Consider the following 16,274-nt stretch of genomic DNA (forward strand, 5'->3'; position numbering starts at 1 on the left):
CCGTGAACCCCTGTATTATGATTTCTCTGGGTGAAACCAGAGAAAATCTAGGGGGGATGAGCGTAATTAATGAGAGCAAAGAAATCTCTAAGAGATTTCTAGGTTGAAAACAAGAGCCGTGAACCCCCTGGTGGAACAAGGGGATTGGAGTTACTCCGCGTAGGTGGCACGAAGTGATTCCTACGCGGTGGAACATAATAAGTCAGCAACTGAAAGATAAAAAACAACTGCAGTTTTGACAAGAAAACACTATAATATGCGTATGATGTTAACTAATTTAGATAGTATGATGATTAAGAAAGTAAGAGTACTATTAGAAAAGTCTGTTAATAACCATCCTGCTGAAAGTATTCTCTTTTCAGGAGGGTTAGATACCGCTATTCTCGCTGGTATTAATAAAACTGCGCGATTGGTAACCGTTGGGTTCGAGTCCTATAGCGAAGATTATGCGTACGCCCAAAAGATTGCCCAGTGTGACGATAGAAACCTCCATCTTAAGACTGTGACTGTCGATGAAGCGTTATCAGCGATACCTCTTGTGATAAAAATCTTACAAAGCTTTGATCCTGCACTGCCTAATGACCTTGCAGTCTATTTCGGATTATTAGAGATGCAAAATTTGAAGGTACGAAGTACCATGACCGGTGATGGCGCAGATGAGCTTTTTGCGGGATATTCATATATGAAAAATATATCACCGCTTGATGAATATATCGCATATATGGCTACAAAGATGTCTTTCAGCTCGAACATGCTATGTGACCATTTCGGGATTACATTATCGCAATCATTTATTGCTGAAGAAGTAAAAGAATATGCGCTTACGATCCCAACGTCACTGAAGATACGAGAAGAAGATGGTGTGGAGCACGGTAAATGGATATTGCGTAAAGCGTTTGAAGATATGTATCCACGAGAATGTATCTGGCAGAGCAAACGGCCATGTGAATACGGTTCAGGGATGACAAAATTATGCGATATCATAACATCTTTTATTACAAACGATGATTTTGAGAAAAAACAAAAAGAATACAATGTGAAATTTTATAATAAAGAACATCTATATTATTACGAGATATATAAAGAGGTTGTTGGTGAAGTGCCGCAACCAAAAGAAAATGAAGTCCCGTGCAATGGTTGCGGTGCTGGAGTTGAAACTCAAGCGTCACATTGTCGCGTGTGTGGATGGGTAGGTAATAAATATGCCTAAAATAGCTTCGCTATTACTAATACTAACGATATGTGCACTTAACTGTCATGGGTATGCAGCGGAAAACAAAATTCCTCAAAGGATTGTTTCGTTAGGGCCGTTTATTACTGAAGAGATATATCTTTTGGGTGCAGAAGATTCCTTGGTAGGGTGCACAACGTACTGTATTAAGCCTGAAGCGGCGAAGAAAAAAGAAAAAGTGGGAACCATACTTGAAGTGAACCTTGAGAAAGTTGTCAGTCTCAATCCTGACCTTGTATTGGCGACGAGGTTAACGGATCCGCATATCACAAAAAGGTTAGAAGATGTCGGTATACCTGTGAAGCGATTTACCTTAGCGAAAAATTTTAATGAGATGTGTGATCATTTTCTTGAGATAGGACGAATAACCGGTAAGGAAAAGAAATCACAAGAGATTATAAATGTGGTTAGAGAGAAAGTTGATGCGATAAAGAGTAAAGTAACGAAGTTACCAAAGCCGAAAGTGTTTGTGCAGGTTGGTGCGCGACCACTTTTTACTGCCCCAAAAGATTCTTTTGTAAATACCTATATTGAATATGCGGGTGGTGATAATATTGCGCATGATGCCATAGTTGGTTTTTATAATCGTGAAGAAGTTATAAAAAGGAATCCTGATATCATCATTATTATTACTATGGGTGTAGTGGGTGAGGAAGAAAAAGCTAATTGGCAAAAATATCATACTATTAACGCAGTAAAGAATAAGAGAATAGTTATTATTGATTCATACAAAATTGGAAGTCCTACGCCGATCAGTTTTGCTAAAACATTAGAAGAGATGGTCTCATTGATCCATCCGGATAAAGAGTAAGGGTATATGAAAAGAGATAAAGCGCAGTGGACACTATGGATACTAGGTTTAAGCGTGATGGTGCTTCTTGTATCGTTCTTTTCTCTTTCGATTGGAGCGGTACATATCCCACTCAAGAAAATATTCGGGATGTTTACGGGAGCTCAAGACCCGTCTATTTCAATTATTCTTTTTGATATTCGTCTTCCTAGAATAGTTCTAGGATGTGCTGTTGGCGGCGCGCTTGCGTTGTCGGGCGTTATTTTACAGGGCATGTTTCGTAATCCGTTAGTAGAACCCTATACATTAGGAATAGCAGGCGGTGCAGCACTCGGTGTTAGCATTAATGTTATGGCAAATTTCTATCACACGATAGGTATTATTGCTTATCCTTTATGCGGTTTCGTAGGGTCGATAGCGGTTGTAGCGATAATGTATATATTAAGCATGAAGAAAAACATGCTTCGTATACAGGGATTGCTTTTAACCGGGGTTATGATAAGTTTTATCTGTTCATCACTCATTATGCTTATAATGGCACTTTCAAAAGCAGAAGATCTGCAGCGTATTGTTTACTGGATGATGGGTTTTTTAGGGGATGCACAGTGGAATCTTGTTCTTATGATGGGTGTTATAGCGCTTCTAGGACTAGCTGCTTCATACATATTTTGTATTGACCTTAATGCTATGGCCCTTGGAGAGGAAGAGGCGCGTCACCTTGGAGTGCATACTGAACGGACAAAAAAAATTCTATTCTTTATTGCCGCTATTCTTATTGGCGCGAGTGTTTCTGTTACCGGTATTATTGGTTTTGTAGGGCTTGTTGTGCCGCATTTTGTGCGTTTGGTAATAGGAAGAGATCACAGAATATTGCTTATTTGTTCATTCTTATGTGGCGCGGGATTTTTGGTTTTTTGTGATACCTTTGCGCGAATAATTGTTTCACCTATTGAATTACCTGTCGGAGTGATAACCGGTATTTGTGGCGGTACGCTCTTTATATATGCAATGTTAAAAAGGCGGGTGCAGTTATGAGTACAGTTCTATCAGTAAAGAATATTGAATGCGGATATGATGCATTTAGGCTAAAAGATATTACCTTTAATGTTTGTAAAGGTGAGATACTGGGGATTATCGGGCCAAACGGATCGGGAAAAACAACACTCCTTCGCGCAATTTCAAACGAATTGCCATTGGGTAAAGGATCGATAACCTTATTTGATCGCGATGTAACGGTGCTGGGTCATAAGGAGCGTGCACGACAGGTTGCAGTTGTATCACAAAATCAGTTAATACCGGCAATGACAGTCGAGGAATTGGTGCTTTTGGGTCGATATCCGTATAATAATTCCTTTCAATTTTATGAGTCTAAAAAAGATATTGAGATCGCAGAGCATGCGATGAAGATTACCGATACACTCAAGTTTAAAGATAGATATCTTGACCAGATGAGCGGGGGAGAAAAACAACTCGTCTATATTGCTCGCGCTCTTGCACAAGAACCACGGCTCTTGATCCTTGACGAACCTACAACATTTTTGGATATTACCCATCAGGTAACGCTTCTTGATCTTGTGAGACGGCTCAATAGAGAAATGGGGATTACGGTTATTATGGTCTTACATGATCTTAATCTTGCGGGAGAATATTGCCAGCGGCTCGTTCTTATGAATGAGGGGGCTGTTCATATCACGGGAAATCCTGATGAAGTGCTTGATTACCAGACTATTGAAGAAGTGTATAAAACCGTTGTTGTCGTAAATAAAAATCCTATCACGAATAAACCATATGTACTGATTGTTCCCGAAGAAGCGAGGTAGCTTCGCTACATTCATTCTTTAAGATAAGGGGGCAAGATACGTATTTAATATAATTAAGTTCCTATCCCTTTATATCATTATTTGAGGATCAGGTGAGTTTACCGTTTTTCCCGTTGACTGCTTGCTATAAGTTTTCTATCATCGTATCGCAAAAGAGGGATATAATGTTTCAAAATCGCACGGCAACATTTTTTGTATCTATAGGATTGATTTTCTGTCTTATTTTTGTTTTATGTGCTTCAATTCTGCATGTACACAATGAGTCTGAGGAAGATTGTGAACATACACAATGTTCGCTATGTGTGTTTAATTGTGATAAGGCAACTTCAGATACAACTCATGCTGTAACCATTTATCTTACTCTTTTACTTATCACTATTCTTATGATTTTTAACACGGCATGTGTTTTGAAATCCTTTAATACTACATGCTTTTCTCGAGCCCCTCCCATTGAAGCGTAATATTCTTTTACAGTCCATATGATATAGCAATGTAACTCTTTGCGGCATAACTTATAAGGAACGGAGTATATGAAAAAGATCATATATATAGTAACAGGAATAATATTTTTTTCTCTTCACTCTAGTTCTATTCAGGCGTATGAAAGCAATGATATTGATATATTGAGGAAAGAGTTTGCTCAAACGCGTGAAGAATTTAGAAAGATGCAGGGGAAGTATGAAAAAACAATAGATAGTTTGAATGCGCGTATAGAAATGCTAGAACATGTGGCAAAGAAAAAATCTATTCTTGCTCCAAAAGAGCCGTTAGTGACGCCGCCCGGCATGACACCGCCGACGCAACCTATCCGTGCAGTTTTTCCTGTTCAGGCTGGATACAGCGGTATGAGCAGATATTTTCAGAACTTTAATCCTGATATTAGTGTTATTGGTGATTTTATTTATCACTGGACTGATCAGAAACAGGATCCGGTATACGACCAGTTTCAGTTTCGTGAACTTGAACTTGCGTTTCAGGCATATGTAGATACGTATGCTCGAGCTGATGTGTTTGCCGCGCTTCACCAGGAAGGAAACCACTGGCATTTTCATCTTGAGGAAGGGTATCTGACATTTCTTACTTTACCGTTTGATCTTCAGGCGAAAGCAGGACAGTTTCGGCCGGACTTCGGCAAGGCAAATAAATACCATATTCATTCAATGCCCTGGGTGGATTATCCAAATGTTATACAGAATTATTTTGGGTTCGAAGGTATGATGGCGCCTGGTGTGGGAGTAAGCTGGTTAGTGCCCAATCCATGGGATCACTATATTGAGCTAATGTATGAAATGTTTAATAATACCAATGATCTCAGTTTTGCCGGTCCTGACGGCCGTGATCTTGTGTATATGACCCACATAGAAGACAATATAGAGATTAACGATGAATCAACCGTTGAGTTTGGCGGATCGTTTGCTGTCTCACCGAGTGATGATGGGCACGGACATAATAAAACTGTAATGGAAGGCGCAGATATTACCTATAAATGGCGGCCGCTAAAAAAAGGTTTATACACATCGCTTGTGTTTCAAAATGAAGTGTTTGCGTGTCAAAAAACATTGGTTTACGAAGACGCGCGAAACCGTCATGATTCGTGGGGTATGTATTCATCTTTGGTGTACCAATTCATGAAACGGTGGTCAGCGTTTACCCGGTATGATTTTAGTGAGTTTCCAAATGTTTCAAGCCGGCATGAACATGCAGTATCGGGCGGCCTTACGTTTGCGCAAAGTGAGTATTGTTTTTGGCGGGTGCAGTACAAGCACACTGAACGTAACTTTGATAAGGAAGAAAATGAGATCTGGTTACAGCTGAATTTTGGGCTTGGGCCGCACAGAAAGCATGAATATTAAAAAGGCAAAAATACAAATAAACAAATATTTTGGGTGCGAACTATGGATAAGGGGTGCATGATGCGAAGTATTATTATATTATTACTGTGTATGTGCTGTACGAGTACTGTGTACGCAAAAGGCAAACTAAATGTTCTTACGACAACGCAGGATCTTGCGTCAATAGCGCGCTCTATTGGAGGAGATAAAGTTAAAGTAAGTGCATTATGTAAAGGATATCAGGATCCCCATTCGCTTCGGGCTAAACCTTCATACATGCTTAAAGCCAAAAAAGCCGATCTTTTTATTCGAGTAGGACTTGAACTTGAGATAGGATATGAAGATCTTATTATTGACGGTTCTCGAAATAGAAAGATACGTATCGGCACATTAGGGCATCTCGATACATCTCTCGGTGTTATGCTTCTTGAAGCACCCACAACACAGCGCGTTGACCGATCAATGGGTGATGTGCACCCGATGGGGAACCCTCATTACTGGCTTGATCCTCTAAATGCAAAGATTATTGCGGCAAATATCGCTGTGCGTTTAAGTGAGCTTTTACCAAAATATAAAGAGTATTTTTATAATAACCTTACTGATTTTGACAAAAAGATCGATGTAAAAATGATAGAATGGACTGCTGAGCTTGCACCGTATCAAGGAGAGAAAATTGCCATATATCACCGTAGCTGGCCGTATTTTTTTCGCAGGTTTGGTCTTGTTGATGTGTGCGAGCTCGAACCGAAACCGGGTATTTGTCCCTCACCGGGGCATCTTGCTGAGGTTATTGGTATCATGAAGCGCGATAAAGTTAAAGCAATTTTAATGGAAGTATTTTATGATGAAAAACCAGCTGATTTTGTTGCGAATGAAACCGGTGCGAAAGTGATTATTGTGCCAAACTCTGTCGGTGGAACAAAAGAAGCAAAAGATTATTTTTCTTTGATTGATACGATTGTTAATGATATCGCTTCTGCATTAAAGGGAGAAAAGACTAACTAAACAAACATCAAATACCAGTGACCAAATAAAAATCAATAACCAGAATATAGGATAGCGTATTTAATGAATGGTATATATTGGAAATTGAGATTTGGAATTTGGAATTTTAAATTACTGTAGGGAATTTTATGGATATATTAAAGTTGATGCTTGCGCCACTTGCGATGTGTTTGGTGCTTACCGGTATACATTGTTATTTAGGGCTTCATATCGTGTCGCGCGGCGTGATATTTGTTGATCTAGCGCTTGCGCAAATTGCTGCGTTTGGCACAGCAGTAGCGCTACTCGTAGGTTTTGAAGCGGCAACAAGCGGATCGTATATTATATCTCTTCTTTTTACATTTGTTGGGGCGGGTATTTTTTCTTTTTCACGTGTACGCGAAAAAGATGTTCCGCAGGAAGCAATAATCGGTATTGTGTACGTTGTTTTTAGCGCTGCCGCAATACTTATTCTAGAAAAAGCGCCTCATGGACATGAAGTGATGCGTACCATGCTTATTGGCAGTGTGCTTTACACTACGTGGCCACAGGTAATGCATATACTAGGACTTTATTTAGCGATAGGCGTTTTTCATTTCATAATGAGAAAGAAATTCTTTCTAGTTTCTATGAATGTTGATGAGGCTCGTAGGCAGGGATTGTCAATACCATATTTAGATTTCTTATTTTATATGACACTCGGGTTTGTGGTGACTAGTTCGGTAAAGGTAGCGGGTGTGCTTCTCGTTTTTAGCTATCTCGTTGTTCCCGCAGTGTGTGCGATGCTCTTGGTTAAAAGAATTATCCATAGATTAATTTTAGGATGGGGTATAGGGCTTGTCGTAAGTGTCCTAGGGCTGTACGTGTCTTGTCAGTGGGATCTGCCTACGGGTGCTTCAATCGTTACCACTTTTGGTGTTGCGCTTATTGTATCAAGTTTGCTATCGTTTATATTACATATAAAACATAAGGAAATTGTATGAAGTCGTTTTTAGCGAAAATATGTTCTTGGTGTCCGTGGTGTATATTTGAACGGGCATGCCCACATCTTTTTAGAAGTACGTTTTTTAAAAAACTTAAAAAGATCTGTCCGTTTTGTCGTGCGTATGAACGTGAGCGGAAACAAAGAGTTGAAGAGAACCATGCGGTATATGAAAAACGTATGAAGTGCTATAAAGAACAGGGTCTAGCCGTTGAAAAAGTAAATGAGTTTATTATTCACTGTGCCGGTAATTTCTCTGAGCCGATACTTGATGTTGGTACAGGAAGAGGATATTTTGCGGTTGCTCTTGCTCGAACTGGTGTGAATCTTACGACAATAGACATTTCAAAGGAACAACAGCTTACCGCGAAACTGAATGCTGACTATTTTACCGTCCTAAATAATATCCGTTTTCTTATCCGAAAAGCGCATTATAGCGGATTTAAGAAAAATTCGTTTAATACGATTTTCTGTGTTAATGCCGTTCATCATTTCGGTAAGCCATACATGGTGATAGATGAACTCGTATCATTATTAAAAGTAAACGGGAAGATGATACTTGCTGATATGGATGAAAACGGATTGCGTATCATTGATCGTATACATGCAACAGAAGGTAAAAAGCACAAAAAAGCGGGTGTAACAATAAATGATATTGAAAAGTATTTAACTGATATGCCTGGAATAATCCTATCTCGCAATGAAGAACACAATGAAATTGTCCTCACAATCGAAAAAAAGTGACTTCGTCACGTTCTCACTTTTTGCTACTTTAGCATATTTTTCACTTCCCCCTGTAATACCAATGCGATAATGTCCTCTTTAGTATTCAGTATTAAACAATTTTATTGTATATACAAAATATTATTGATATATTTATACTAAATAAAGAGGTATTCTTTGTTTTCTGTTAAGGAATTTTCTAAAAAAGCGAACAATAAAAGAGCAGGATCTTGCAAACGCAGTAAGGTTAGGTGTGAAGTGAGAAAATCAGAAGAAATATATCGAGATATTCTTGAAAATGCCAACGATCTAATACAATGCGTAGATGTTAAGGGTAAATTTGTATATGTGAATCAAAAATGGTTAAAAACATTAGAATATAACGAAAATGAGGTAAAGAAAATATCTTTAATGGCTGTTATACGTAAAGATCAAGTGCCCCATTGCATAGGACTTTTAAAAAGAATTTGTAATGGTGAAACCTTTGATAACATTGAAACTGTTTTTGTATCTAAAACAGGGAAAGAAATCTTTGTAGAAGGAAATGTAAATGCCCATTTTGAGGATGGTAAATTTATTTCAACACGAGGGATATTTAGAGATATCACTGAACGCAAGCGCAGGGAGGAAGAGCTAAGGCAAAGTGAGAAATTTAGTTCCAGCCTTCTGGATAATTCTCCTAATCCCCTTGTAGTTATCAATCCGGATACATCGATAAGATATGTGAATTCTGCCTTGGAAAGCATAACCGGTTTTTCTTTTGAAGAACTGATCGGCAAAAAGACTCCATATCCTTGGTGGACAAAAGAGACATTGCGTAAAACAGGAAAGGACTTTAAGAGAGTTTTGGGAAAAGGAGCATTAAAACTTGAAGAACTTTTCCAAAAAAAGAACGGAAAAAGATTCTGGGTAGAGATAACATCAACTCCTGTCAAAAGTGCCGGGAGATTTGAATATTACTTATCAAATTGGGTTGATATCACTGAGCGCAAGAAGGCGAAAGAAAGCATAAGACATTTAAAGGAATACAGTGAAAATATTGTTGCAAGTGTGCTGACAGCAATAGCTATCTGTCGTAAGGATTTAAGTATATCTTTGGTAAATAAAGAATTTTATAGAATATTTGGCGGAGACAATAATGTGATTGTCGGAAAGAATCTAAATGACATACTTGGTCCTGAAGTTATAACAAAAGAAAATTTATTAAATATAGCATTAAAGGTTTTTAATGCAAGTCAACCTTCTAATGAGATGGAGTTAGATTATATATTTCCTAAAATAGGAAGAAAAATTCTTAATTTAAGGATAGTTGGCATATCACGTGAAGAAGAAGAAGAAGAAGAAGTATTAATTCTTATAAATGATATCACCGAAAAGAAAGAAATGACTACCAAACTCATACATTCCGACAAAATGGCTTCTGTAGGATTATTATCTGCTGGTATTGCGCACGAATTTAATAATGTTTTGGCCATAATACGCACTTTAGCGGAACATGCTAGGAATAAAAAAGACTATGAAAACATAGAAAAGGTCTTATCTAATATTATTGAATCTTCAGATAAGGGTGCGGCAGTTGTTAGGAATTTATTGAATTTTTCTGCCAGTATTAAGCTGAAAAAAACTTTTCAAGATATGACAAAGGTAATGGATTCGATTTTATCTATTGTAAGTATGGACCTTCAAAGATCGAATATTGAGGTTGTAAAAAAATATACCAAAATTCCTAAAACCTTTATTGATGAGGGTCAGATTCAGCAGGTATTTTTAAATATTATATTGAATGCGAAAGAAGCCATGGAAAAAAGCGGTGGTGTGTTAGAAATTAGAATTTATAAAGAGGAATCTATGATTTGTATTGATGTTATAAATACGGGAGAGCCGATTAAAAAAGAAATTATAAATAAAATTTATGATCCTTTCTTCTCGACAAAAGAAGGTTTAGTTGAGAAAGACAAGATTGGAGGAACGGGCCTGGGCCTTTCTGTTACATATGGAATAGTCAAGTCTCATGAAGGTAGTATTGTCGTAAAACCCGCTCGGGGTAAAAAGGCTGTTTTTACAGTGAAATTACCAATTGTGAAAAGACGAAGAAAAAAGGTGATTAATCATGAAAAGATTGAAATTACTTGTAATAGATGATGACGATAAAATGTGTAAAATTTTGAGTGATATTTTTACCGATGAAGGATTTCATGTAGAATATGCGCTTGATGGACAGGCTGGCATTAAAGACGTTAATTCATTTAAACCAAACCTTATTTTACTTGATCTTAAAATGCCGGGCATGGATGGTGTTGAAGTCTTGAAGAAAATAAAGGAAATAAATCCTCACATTGGTGTTGTAATACTTACGGGTTGCCCGTCTATGGAAAGTGCGATAAGCACACTAAAGATGAATGCCTTGGATTATACAGAAAAACCTTTTAAAATAGATGATTTAAAGGCTGTCGTAAACAAAGCACTTGAAAAGTTGGGTCTGATAAGGGACCTGCAGACAATGATAAATAGAGAAATTGGTAAAAATATTAAATCGTTTCGGACTGAAAAAAGGATTAGTGTCAAAGAGTTAGCTAATAAGACAGGTTGCGCGCCAAGTCTCATCTCCCAGATTGAAAATGCCAAGAGTGCTGCTTCAATTCTCACGCTGTATAAAATTGCCAGGGCATTAAATGTAACTGTGGATAAGTTGGTAGAAAACGTATAATCCCCCTTCTCCTATTCAGTATATCTCAATTAAATTCAGCATGATAGATTCTAATCTGTTCCCCCAGCTGATTGTTTTTGATAACCTGTGGATAACTTACCAGAATTAAGTATATCTAATTATTATTCAATATAGATAAACTTTTTCTTGACATACTAACATTAATTTGGCAAAGTGTATCTCCACCTTGAAATGTATATTTAAACGATGATGTTTTGATGTTGCGGTAAAATAAAATATGAGTAATTAAAAGTAGTATGACAAAAAAAGAGAAGTATCAACGGGTAAGTCTCAGGTAAGTTTAATGAAAGCCGGATTAATAGCTCTGAATATAGGAAATAGGATCAGATATCTTCGTATTGCAAAACATATGACAATAGGTGAATTAGCGAAAAAGGTAATGGTCTCTCCAAGCTTGATCTCACAGGTTGAAAAAGGAAAGTGTCAATGTTCCGTATTTACACTAAGTAAAATAGTTGATGCATTTGGCGAGAAATTGTCGAATTTTTTAATAAATATTGAAAATAGTAAGTTGTGAATATAAAAAAAGTTTAAACATAAGGAGGATGTATGGCGAAGGCAAAAGCAGTTGTTGTGAAAAAACCGGTTCACAGAGGGATAATGGAAACAATGGATGCTGCCGCGGATGCTGTTAAGGATGCCGCGAAAAGCAACCGAAAAACAGTTACGGGTGTTGTAAAGGCCACGGTAGAAGGTACGTCAAAAGGTATATACGGTGTTTTTTACGGTACGTCATATGGTATTACATTTGTATTGCTCAGTGCGTTTAATTTGATTTCGGATAATCCTGCCGGTAATGGAATTAAGGATGGTGTTGTGGCAGCAACGGTAGATAGAGGTAAAAAGAGTAAAAAGAGCAAAAAGTAATGGGGAAATAAATAAACAAGAGTGTGTATTGAGATAAATTAGAGTGATATGTAGTAGGGCTTTTGCCAAAGTTGGATTTTCTCCGACAAAAAAGCTTTGACGTATTGTATGTCTGTTTCGATCTCTATCTCTATCTCTGGTACATGCGATGTAAAAGGAATATTGATGAAATCCCAAAGAATTAAAAATGTTTTTAAGAAGTCCATGTCATTAACAGAAAAATTAATCCCTTTATTATCGATTATATTTTTCATTTTAGGTATGTGGGGATCGAGAGCGTCGGAAAAATTTGCCTATTTTGTTGATGATTTAATGGCAAATTTTATTGATGGTTATGTCTACATCGCGCCTTTCGTGATATTTTTAATTGTAACCCCCGCGTTTGCAAAGATCCTTAATGAACGGGAGGCAAATGGTAAAGGTTTTGTCAGACATAGTCTTTTATGGTTTGTAAAGCTAAGGTTATTGGCCTGCGTTTTCGCGTGTATTTTTACCGCGCTTGTATTTGGGCTTCCCCTTTACGCTAATCATTCGCTTGGTTTTATTGACTCTGTAATCACAACGTTTAAGTCGATGATGTGGATGTTTACTCACAGTCCGTATTTTTACGCGCTGTATGCTTCAATACTAACTGTTCTTGTCTCAACTAAAGTTACAAAGGTAAGAAACGTAATGGTTAAAGGTAATGATCTAATTGAAAAGGTTGGCCAGGTATTTGTGCCTTTGGTGCCCTTGTTTATGTTAGTTATTGGTTCATATGTAGCTCATCTCCCTGTTAATGTTGGTGAGCAGATAGGCAAAGAAGGGCTTAGTATTACATTAAGCACTATAAATGTTTTCGGCTTTAAAATAAATTCAAATACGCCGATGGGGATGGTGTTTGCATATTTGGCCGGTGCCTTTTTAACCGGTTTGGCATGTTTTATCTGGCATTTTGGATTGTTATTTTACGCGAAATACAAACAGAAAGATTTTTCAATACTAAAATATTTTAAAGATTATTGGGTCAAGGTTTATCCGATTCTATGGGCAACATCATCTGAGGCTTTGGCAACGCCGTTAAATATCTATCTCATTCAGAAACATTATAATCACGTTAGACGTGAGGTGACTAATTTTGTTGTTGGTGTCGGCTCTTTTGTAAATATTAACGGGACAATGATTTGCGTTTTTGTTCTTGCGGGTTTAGTAGCTAAGATGCTTGGGATTACAATATCATTGGTTGATTTATTGATGTGCGTAGGTGTTGTGTTTTTGATCGGTTTTGGCGTGCCCGGGATACCCGGTGAACTTCTGATGTTTGGAGGACCTGTAGTTGTTTTATTGGGCATAGCGCCTGAAATAGCTCCTGTTTTTCTGGCATTATATTTGGGGCTTCAGATAGGGTTGCCTGATTCTTTCAGGACAGGTGCAAATTCAACAGACGAGTGTGTTGCAAATATTATTTTAGGGAAAGTATATAATGATAAGTTTTTACATGAGAAGGAGCCTGAAAGGGAAGGGATAAGAATTCCGGAAGTTATTATTCCAAGTCCTGTTCCGATCCCTGTTCATGAAGAACATAACCAAAGTTGACCAATTGAAGATAATATTGAGTTTGAGAGTAAGGGATGAGGCGGCAACCCCGGAAGCAACAGGTGATAGCCGTGGAATCAAATAAACCTTTTGTGAAAAAATAATATGGCAATTGGTAACAGTTATTGATCTCGGAGGTATATAAATATGAAAAAGATTGCAGAAAAGAACAGTGCGATTGAAGAAGATTTAGAAAAATTGAAGGCGACTGTAGGAACCGGGGCTGCAATATGCGCCGCTATAGGATCGGTACTTGGTGTTATTGCCGGCGGGACAATAGGAGCAATAGTAGGTGGTGCGCTCGGCGGCGGTGTGGGCGGCTATTTTGGCGCTAATAAGTTAAGAAAGAATAATTAAATTATCTTTACAAATATTGGATTATTTGCTATTCTTTTCGCTGTAAAAGTATTTTAATACTTATAAATCAATGAGCCGGAGCAAGCCAAGTCACATCATTGTGTTGGGCAAATTAAATGGTAAATTTATTGTAAAGATAACAGGTAATTCGGAGGTGGATTTATGGAAAATGGTCGTTTAGCAGCAATAATAGCGTTGGTTGTAGGAGTAGGGGTAGTCCTCAGTCTTCCTAAGATGAGGAAGCGCCTAAAGGAATGGTTGGCCCCTGTTGGTGGTAATATTAAGGAAGGATATCTTGCAGCTACGAAAAAGATAAAGAAAGAGAAATCTAAAAATATAAAACTTGAAAAAGTTGCCGCAAAAAAGAAACCAAAAACAAGAAAAAGTGTCATTAACGTAAAAGCTAAAAAGGTATCCGCTAAACCTGCACCTGTCGGAATACCCACAAATGTTTCACCTGAAACGGAGAATGCAATAATTAAGGTTTTAAAAGAAAGTCCGGGCGGTAAGACTTTGGTAGATCTTGGCATGGGTCTCGGTACCCATTTCGTTAAATTAGCTATTCCTATAAAAAGATTAGTTGAACAAGGAAAAGTCAGAAAAAAAGAAAAATTGTATTTTGCGGTAGCATAGGAGAAGGAATTATTATGGAAGCTCGAATTATTGCTATTTCCAATCAAAAAGGCGGGGTCGGAAAAACCACAACTACCTTAAATGTCGGTGCATGTCTTGCCGATATTGGCAAAAAGGTGTTGTTTATAGATTTAGACCCGCAGGCAAATCTTACAACAGGTATAGGTATAGACCCAAATAACGTAGATATTTCCATTTATGATGTTCTATTAAACGCGAAAAAAGGAATAAAAAGGGCTATTGTACAAACTAATTATAAAAATCTGGATATTGTACGCGGACATATCAATCTTTCAAGCGCGGAGATCGAAATGGTCCCTTTATATGGAAGGGAGTTTGTATTAAAAAAGGCTGTTGAAAAAATTATTAATGAGTATGATTTTATTTTAATTGATTGTCCGCCGTCGTTATCGCTTCTGACAGTCAATGGGTTGATAACAGCCAAAGAACTTATAATCCCTGTACAGGCGCATCATTTTTCTTTAGACGGGTTGGAAAAACTCCTGGATGTTGTGACTATTATTAAAGAAGAGATGAACGAGGAATTACAGCTTGCGGGTGTATTTCTCACTCTGGTGGATACAAGGACAAGCGTATTCCAACAGGTATGGGGAAAATTGAAAAACAATCAAAGGATATCAGATAAAGTTTTGAAAACATTTATTCGTGTAAACATAAAACTCGTTGAAGCCGCGAATGAAGGTATTCCGATTATTTATTATAATAGCACTTGTCACGGGGCAATTGCATACAGAGAACTTACAAAAGAGATTTTAGAAAGGGGTAAGATATGGCACAACCAGGTGGTGGAAACAAGCAAACGGTAATGGTCTTGGTGTTTGCGGCAGGTGTTCTTGTCGGGATGAACTGGCCAAAGATAAAACAGGTGGTATCACCTATTATTGAAAACATGACTGAAAAATCCGCGGATGTATATTCCGGTATCGCGAAATTTATGGCCGAGCAAAAAGAAAACGTTGAGGATACTGTGGCAGCGGCAAAAGTAAGAAAGGTCAAAAAAAAGCCGGCTAAATCTGCGGGCAATGGAAAAAAATCCGCGAAAAGCACAATAAAAGCATAATAAAAGCACATTTTTAACTCCAATACTTTTTTATTGGTGTTGGTGACTGAGAAGATGTGAAAAAATTGAAGTTTCGTCATTGCGAGGAGCCCCGGATGGGCGCCGCGTTAGTTTCTGACACGAAGTGTCATTCTGAGCAAACGAAGTGAGTCGAAGGAGTAGTGTGGAATATGACTGGAACCCGGATGATGAAAAATAAAGGTGTTTGTATATTTTACATCGAAAGAGGGTTTAAGTTTTTTGAGAAAAACACGGTGTCAGATCAGGTTCTTGATAAGATTTTAAATGTGAATGGTGTTGATGAATTAACGTATAACAAAATCACGAAGTCAATAATTGTAATATATGATACACGAATACTTACGTCTAAAAGGCTTTTTTCAAGAATATCAAAATTATTTCCCGATAATAAATTTTTACATAAGGAAGCATCGTTAAAAGATTTTAAAAAGGGTGTTCTTGAAAAAGCGATGGATAAATTTTTGGAGAAACTGGATAAGAAATCCAGAGATCAAGTTCTTAAATGCAAAGATATGGTGTTTATTATGCCTGTAGGCGCAGTTATGAAACCATTTAAATTGTATTATAAGAGGTTGATAGCTCCCACCTGGCTTGAGTTTATTTTTCAGGTGATAATGTTGTAATGTCAATCTAAAAAAGGGCGAATAATG

At 37.5% G+C, this 16,274-nt stretch carries 18 protein-coding genes; all 18 read left to right on the plus strand.

Features of this window, described 5'->3' with window-relative positions:
- Window positions 1-286: 286 nt before the first annotated feature.
- The 18 genes from P9M13_07390 (at window position 287) to P9M13_07475 (ending at window position 16,247) form a co-directional block, all read left to right on the plus strand.
- Window positions 287-1,210 (plus strand): asparagine synthase C-terminal domain-containing protein, encoded by a 924-nt coding sequence (locus P9M13_07390; GenBank protein MDP8263109.1) that lies wholly within the window; start codon window positions 287-289, stop codon window positions 1,208-1,210.
- The gene (locus P9M13_07395; protein ID MDP8263110.1) at window positions 1,203-2,042 is read left to right on the plus strand and encodes a helical backbone metal receptor; all 840 of its coding nucleotides are present in this window, start codon (window positions 1,203-1,205) and stop codon (window positions 2,040-2,042) included. Before P9M13_07390 ends, P9M13_07395 begins: the two co-directional genes overlap by 8 nt.
- A 6-nt stretch (window positions 2,043-2,048) precedes the next feature.
- A complete protein-coding gene (locus P9M13_07400; GenBank protein MDP8263111.1) occupies window positions 2,049-3,056 on the plus strand; it encodes an iron ABC transporter permease in 1,008 nt (335 codons plus the stop codon).
- Window positions 3,053-3,841: an ABC transporter ATP-binding protein gene (locus tag P9M13_07405; GenBank protein MDP8263112.1), complete on the plus strand. Its 789-nt coding sequence runs from the start codon at window positions 3,053-3,055 to the stop codon at window positions 3,839-3,841. The genes P9M13_07400 and P9M13_07405 overlap by 4 nt, the downstream gene beginning before the upstream one ends.
- 530 nt (window positions 3,842-4,371) lie before the next feature.
- The gene (locus P9M13_07410; GenBank protein ID MDP8263113.1) at window positions 4,372-5,694 is read left to right on the plus strand and encodes a hypothetical protein; all 1,323 of its coding nucleotides are present in this window, start codon (window positions 4,372-4,374) and stop codon (window positions 5,692-5,694) included.
- A gap of 42 nt (window positions 5,695-5,736) precedes the next feature.
- A complete protein-coding gene (locus P9M13_07415) occupies window positions 5,737-6,678 on the plus strand; it encodes a metal ABC transporter substrate-binding protein (GenBank protein ID MDP8263114.1) in 942 nt (313 codons plus the stop codon).
- Between the two features lie 128 nt (window positions 6,679-6,806).
- A complete protein-coding gene (locus tag P9M13_07420; GenBank protein ID MDP8263115.1) occupies window positions 6,807-7,640 on the plus strand; it encodes an iron chelate uptake ABC transporter family permease subunit in 834 nt (277 codons plus the stop codon).
- Window positions 7,637-8,383, plus strand: a complete 747-nt coding sequence (locus P9M13_07425; GenBank protein ID MDP8263116.1) for a class I SAM-dependent methyltransferase — start codon at window positions 7,637-7,639, stop codon at window positions 8,381-8,383. Before P9M13_07420 ends, P9M13_07425 begins: the two co-directional genes overlap by 4 nt.
- A gap of 237 nt (window positions 8,384-8,620) precedes the next feature.
- On the plus strand, window positions 8,621-10,504 hold the full coding sequence (locus tag P9M13_07430) for a PAS domain S-box protein (protein MDP8263117.1): 1,884 nt from the start codon (window positions 8,621-8,623) through the stop codon (window positions 10,502-10,504).
- Window positions 10,473-11,069, plus strand: coding sequence for a response regulator (locus P9M13_07435; protein ID MDP8263118.1), 597 nt, complete (start codon window positions 10,473-10,475; stop codon window positions 11,067-11,069). Before P9M13_07430 ends, P9M13_07435 begins: the two co-directional genes overlap by 32 nt.
- Before the next feature lie 304 nt (window positions 11,070-11,373).
- Entirely contained in the window at window positions 11,374-11,607 is a 234-nt protein-coding gene (locus P9M13_07440; GenBank protein MDP8263119.1) for a helix-turn-helix transcriptional regulator, read from the plus strand.
- A gap of 32 nt (window positions 11,608-11,639) precedes the next feature.
- Entirely contained in the window at window positions 11,640-11,957 is a 318-nt protein-coding gene (locus P9M13_07445) for a hypothetical protein (GenBank protein MDP8263120.1), read from the plus strand.
- 165 nt (window positions 11,958-12,122) lie between these two features.
- Window positions 12,123-13,532, plus strand: a complete 1,410-nt coding sequence (locus P9M13_07450) for a cation:dicarboxylase symporter family transporter (GenBank protein ID MDP8263121.1) — start codon at window positions 12,123-12,125, stop codon at window positions 13,530-13,532.
- Window positions 13,533-13,679: 147 nt separating this feature from the next.
- Window positions 13,680-13,889 (plus strand): glycine zipper domain-containing protein, encoded by a 210-nt coding sequence (locus tag P9M13_07455; protein ID MDP8263122.1) that lies wholly within the window; start codon window positions 13,680-13,682, stop codon window positions 13,887-13,889.
- Window positions 13,890-14,051: 162 nt separating this feature from the next.
- The gene (locus P9M13_07460) at window positions 14,052-14,522 is read left to right on the plus strand and encodes a hypothetical protein (GenBank protein MDP8263123.1); all 471 of its coding nucleotides are present in this window, start codon (window positions 14,052-14,054) and stop codon (window positions 14,520-14,522) included.
- A gap of 14 nt (window positions 14,523-14,536) precedes the next feature.
- Window positions 14,537-15,349, plus strand: a complete 813-nt coding sequence (locus P9M13_07465) for an AAA family ATPase (protein ID MDP8263124.1) — start codon at window positions 14,537-14,539, stop codon at window positions 15,347-15,349.
- Window positions 15,313-15,603 carry a hypothetical protein gene (locus P9M13_07470; protein MDP8263125.1) on the plus strand — a complete coding sequence of 97 codons (291 nt, stop codon included), beginning with the start codon at window positions 15,313-15,315 and terminating at the stop codon, window positions 15,601-15,603. The genes P9M13_07465 and P9M13_07470 overlap by 37 nt, the downstream gene beginning before the upstream one ends.
- A gap of 170 nt (window positions 15,604-15,773) precedes the next feature.
- Window positions 15,774-16,247 carry a hypothetical protein gene (locus tag P9M13_07475; GenBank protein MDP8263126.1) on the plus strand — a complete coding sequence of 158 codons (474 nt, stop codon included), beginning with the start codon at window positions 15,774-15,776 and terminating at the stop codon, window positions 16,245-16,247.
- Window positions 16,248-16,274 lie beyond the last annotated feature (27 nt).

The organism is Candidatus Ancaeobacter aquaticus, from assembly GCA_030765405.1.
GTDB lineage: Bacteria > Auribacterota > Ancaeobacteria > Ancaeobacterales > Ancaeobacteraceae > Ancaeobacter > Ancaeobacter aquaticus.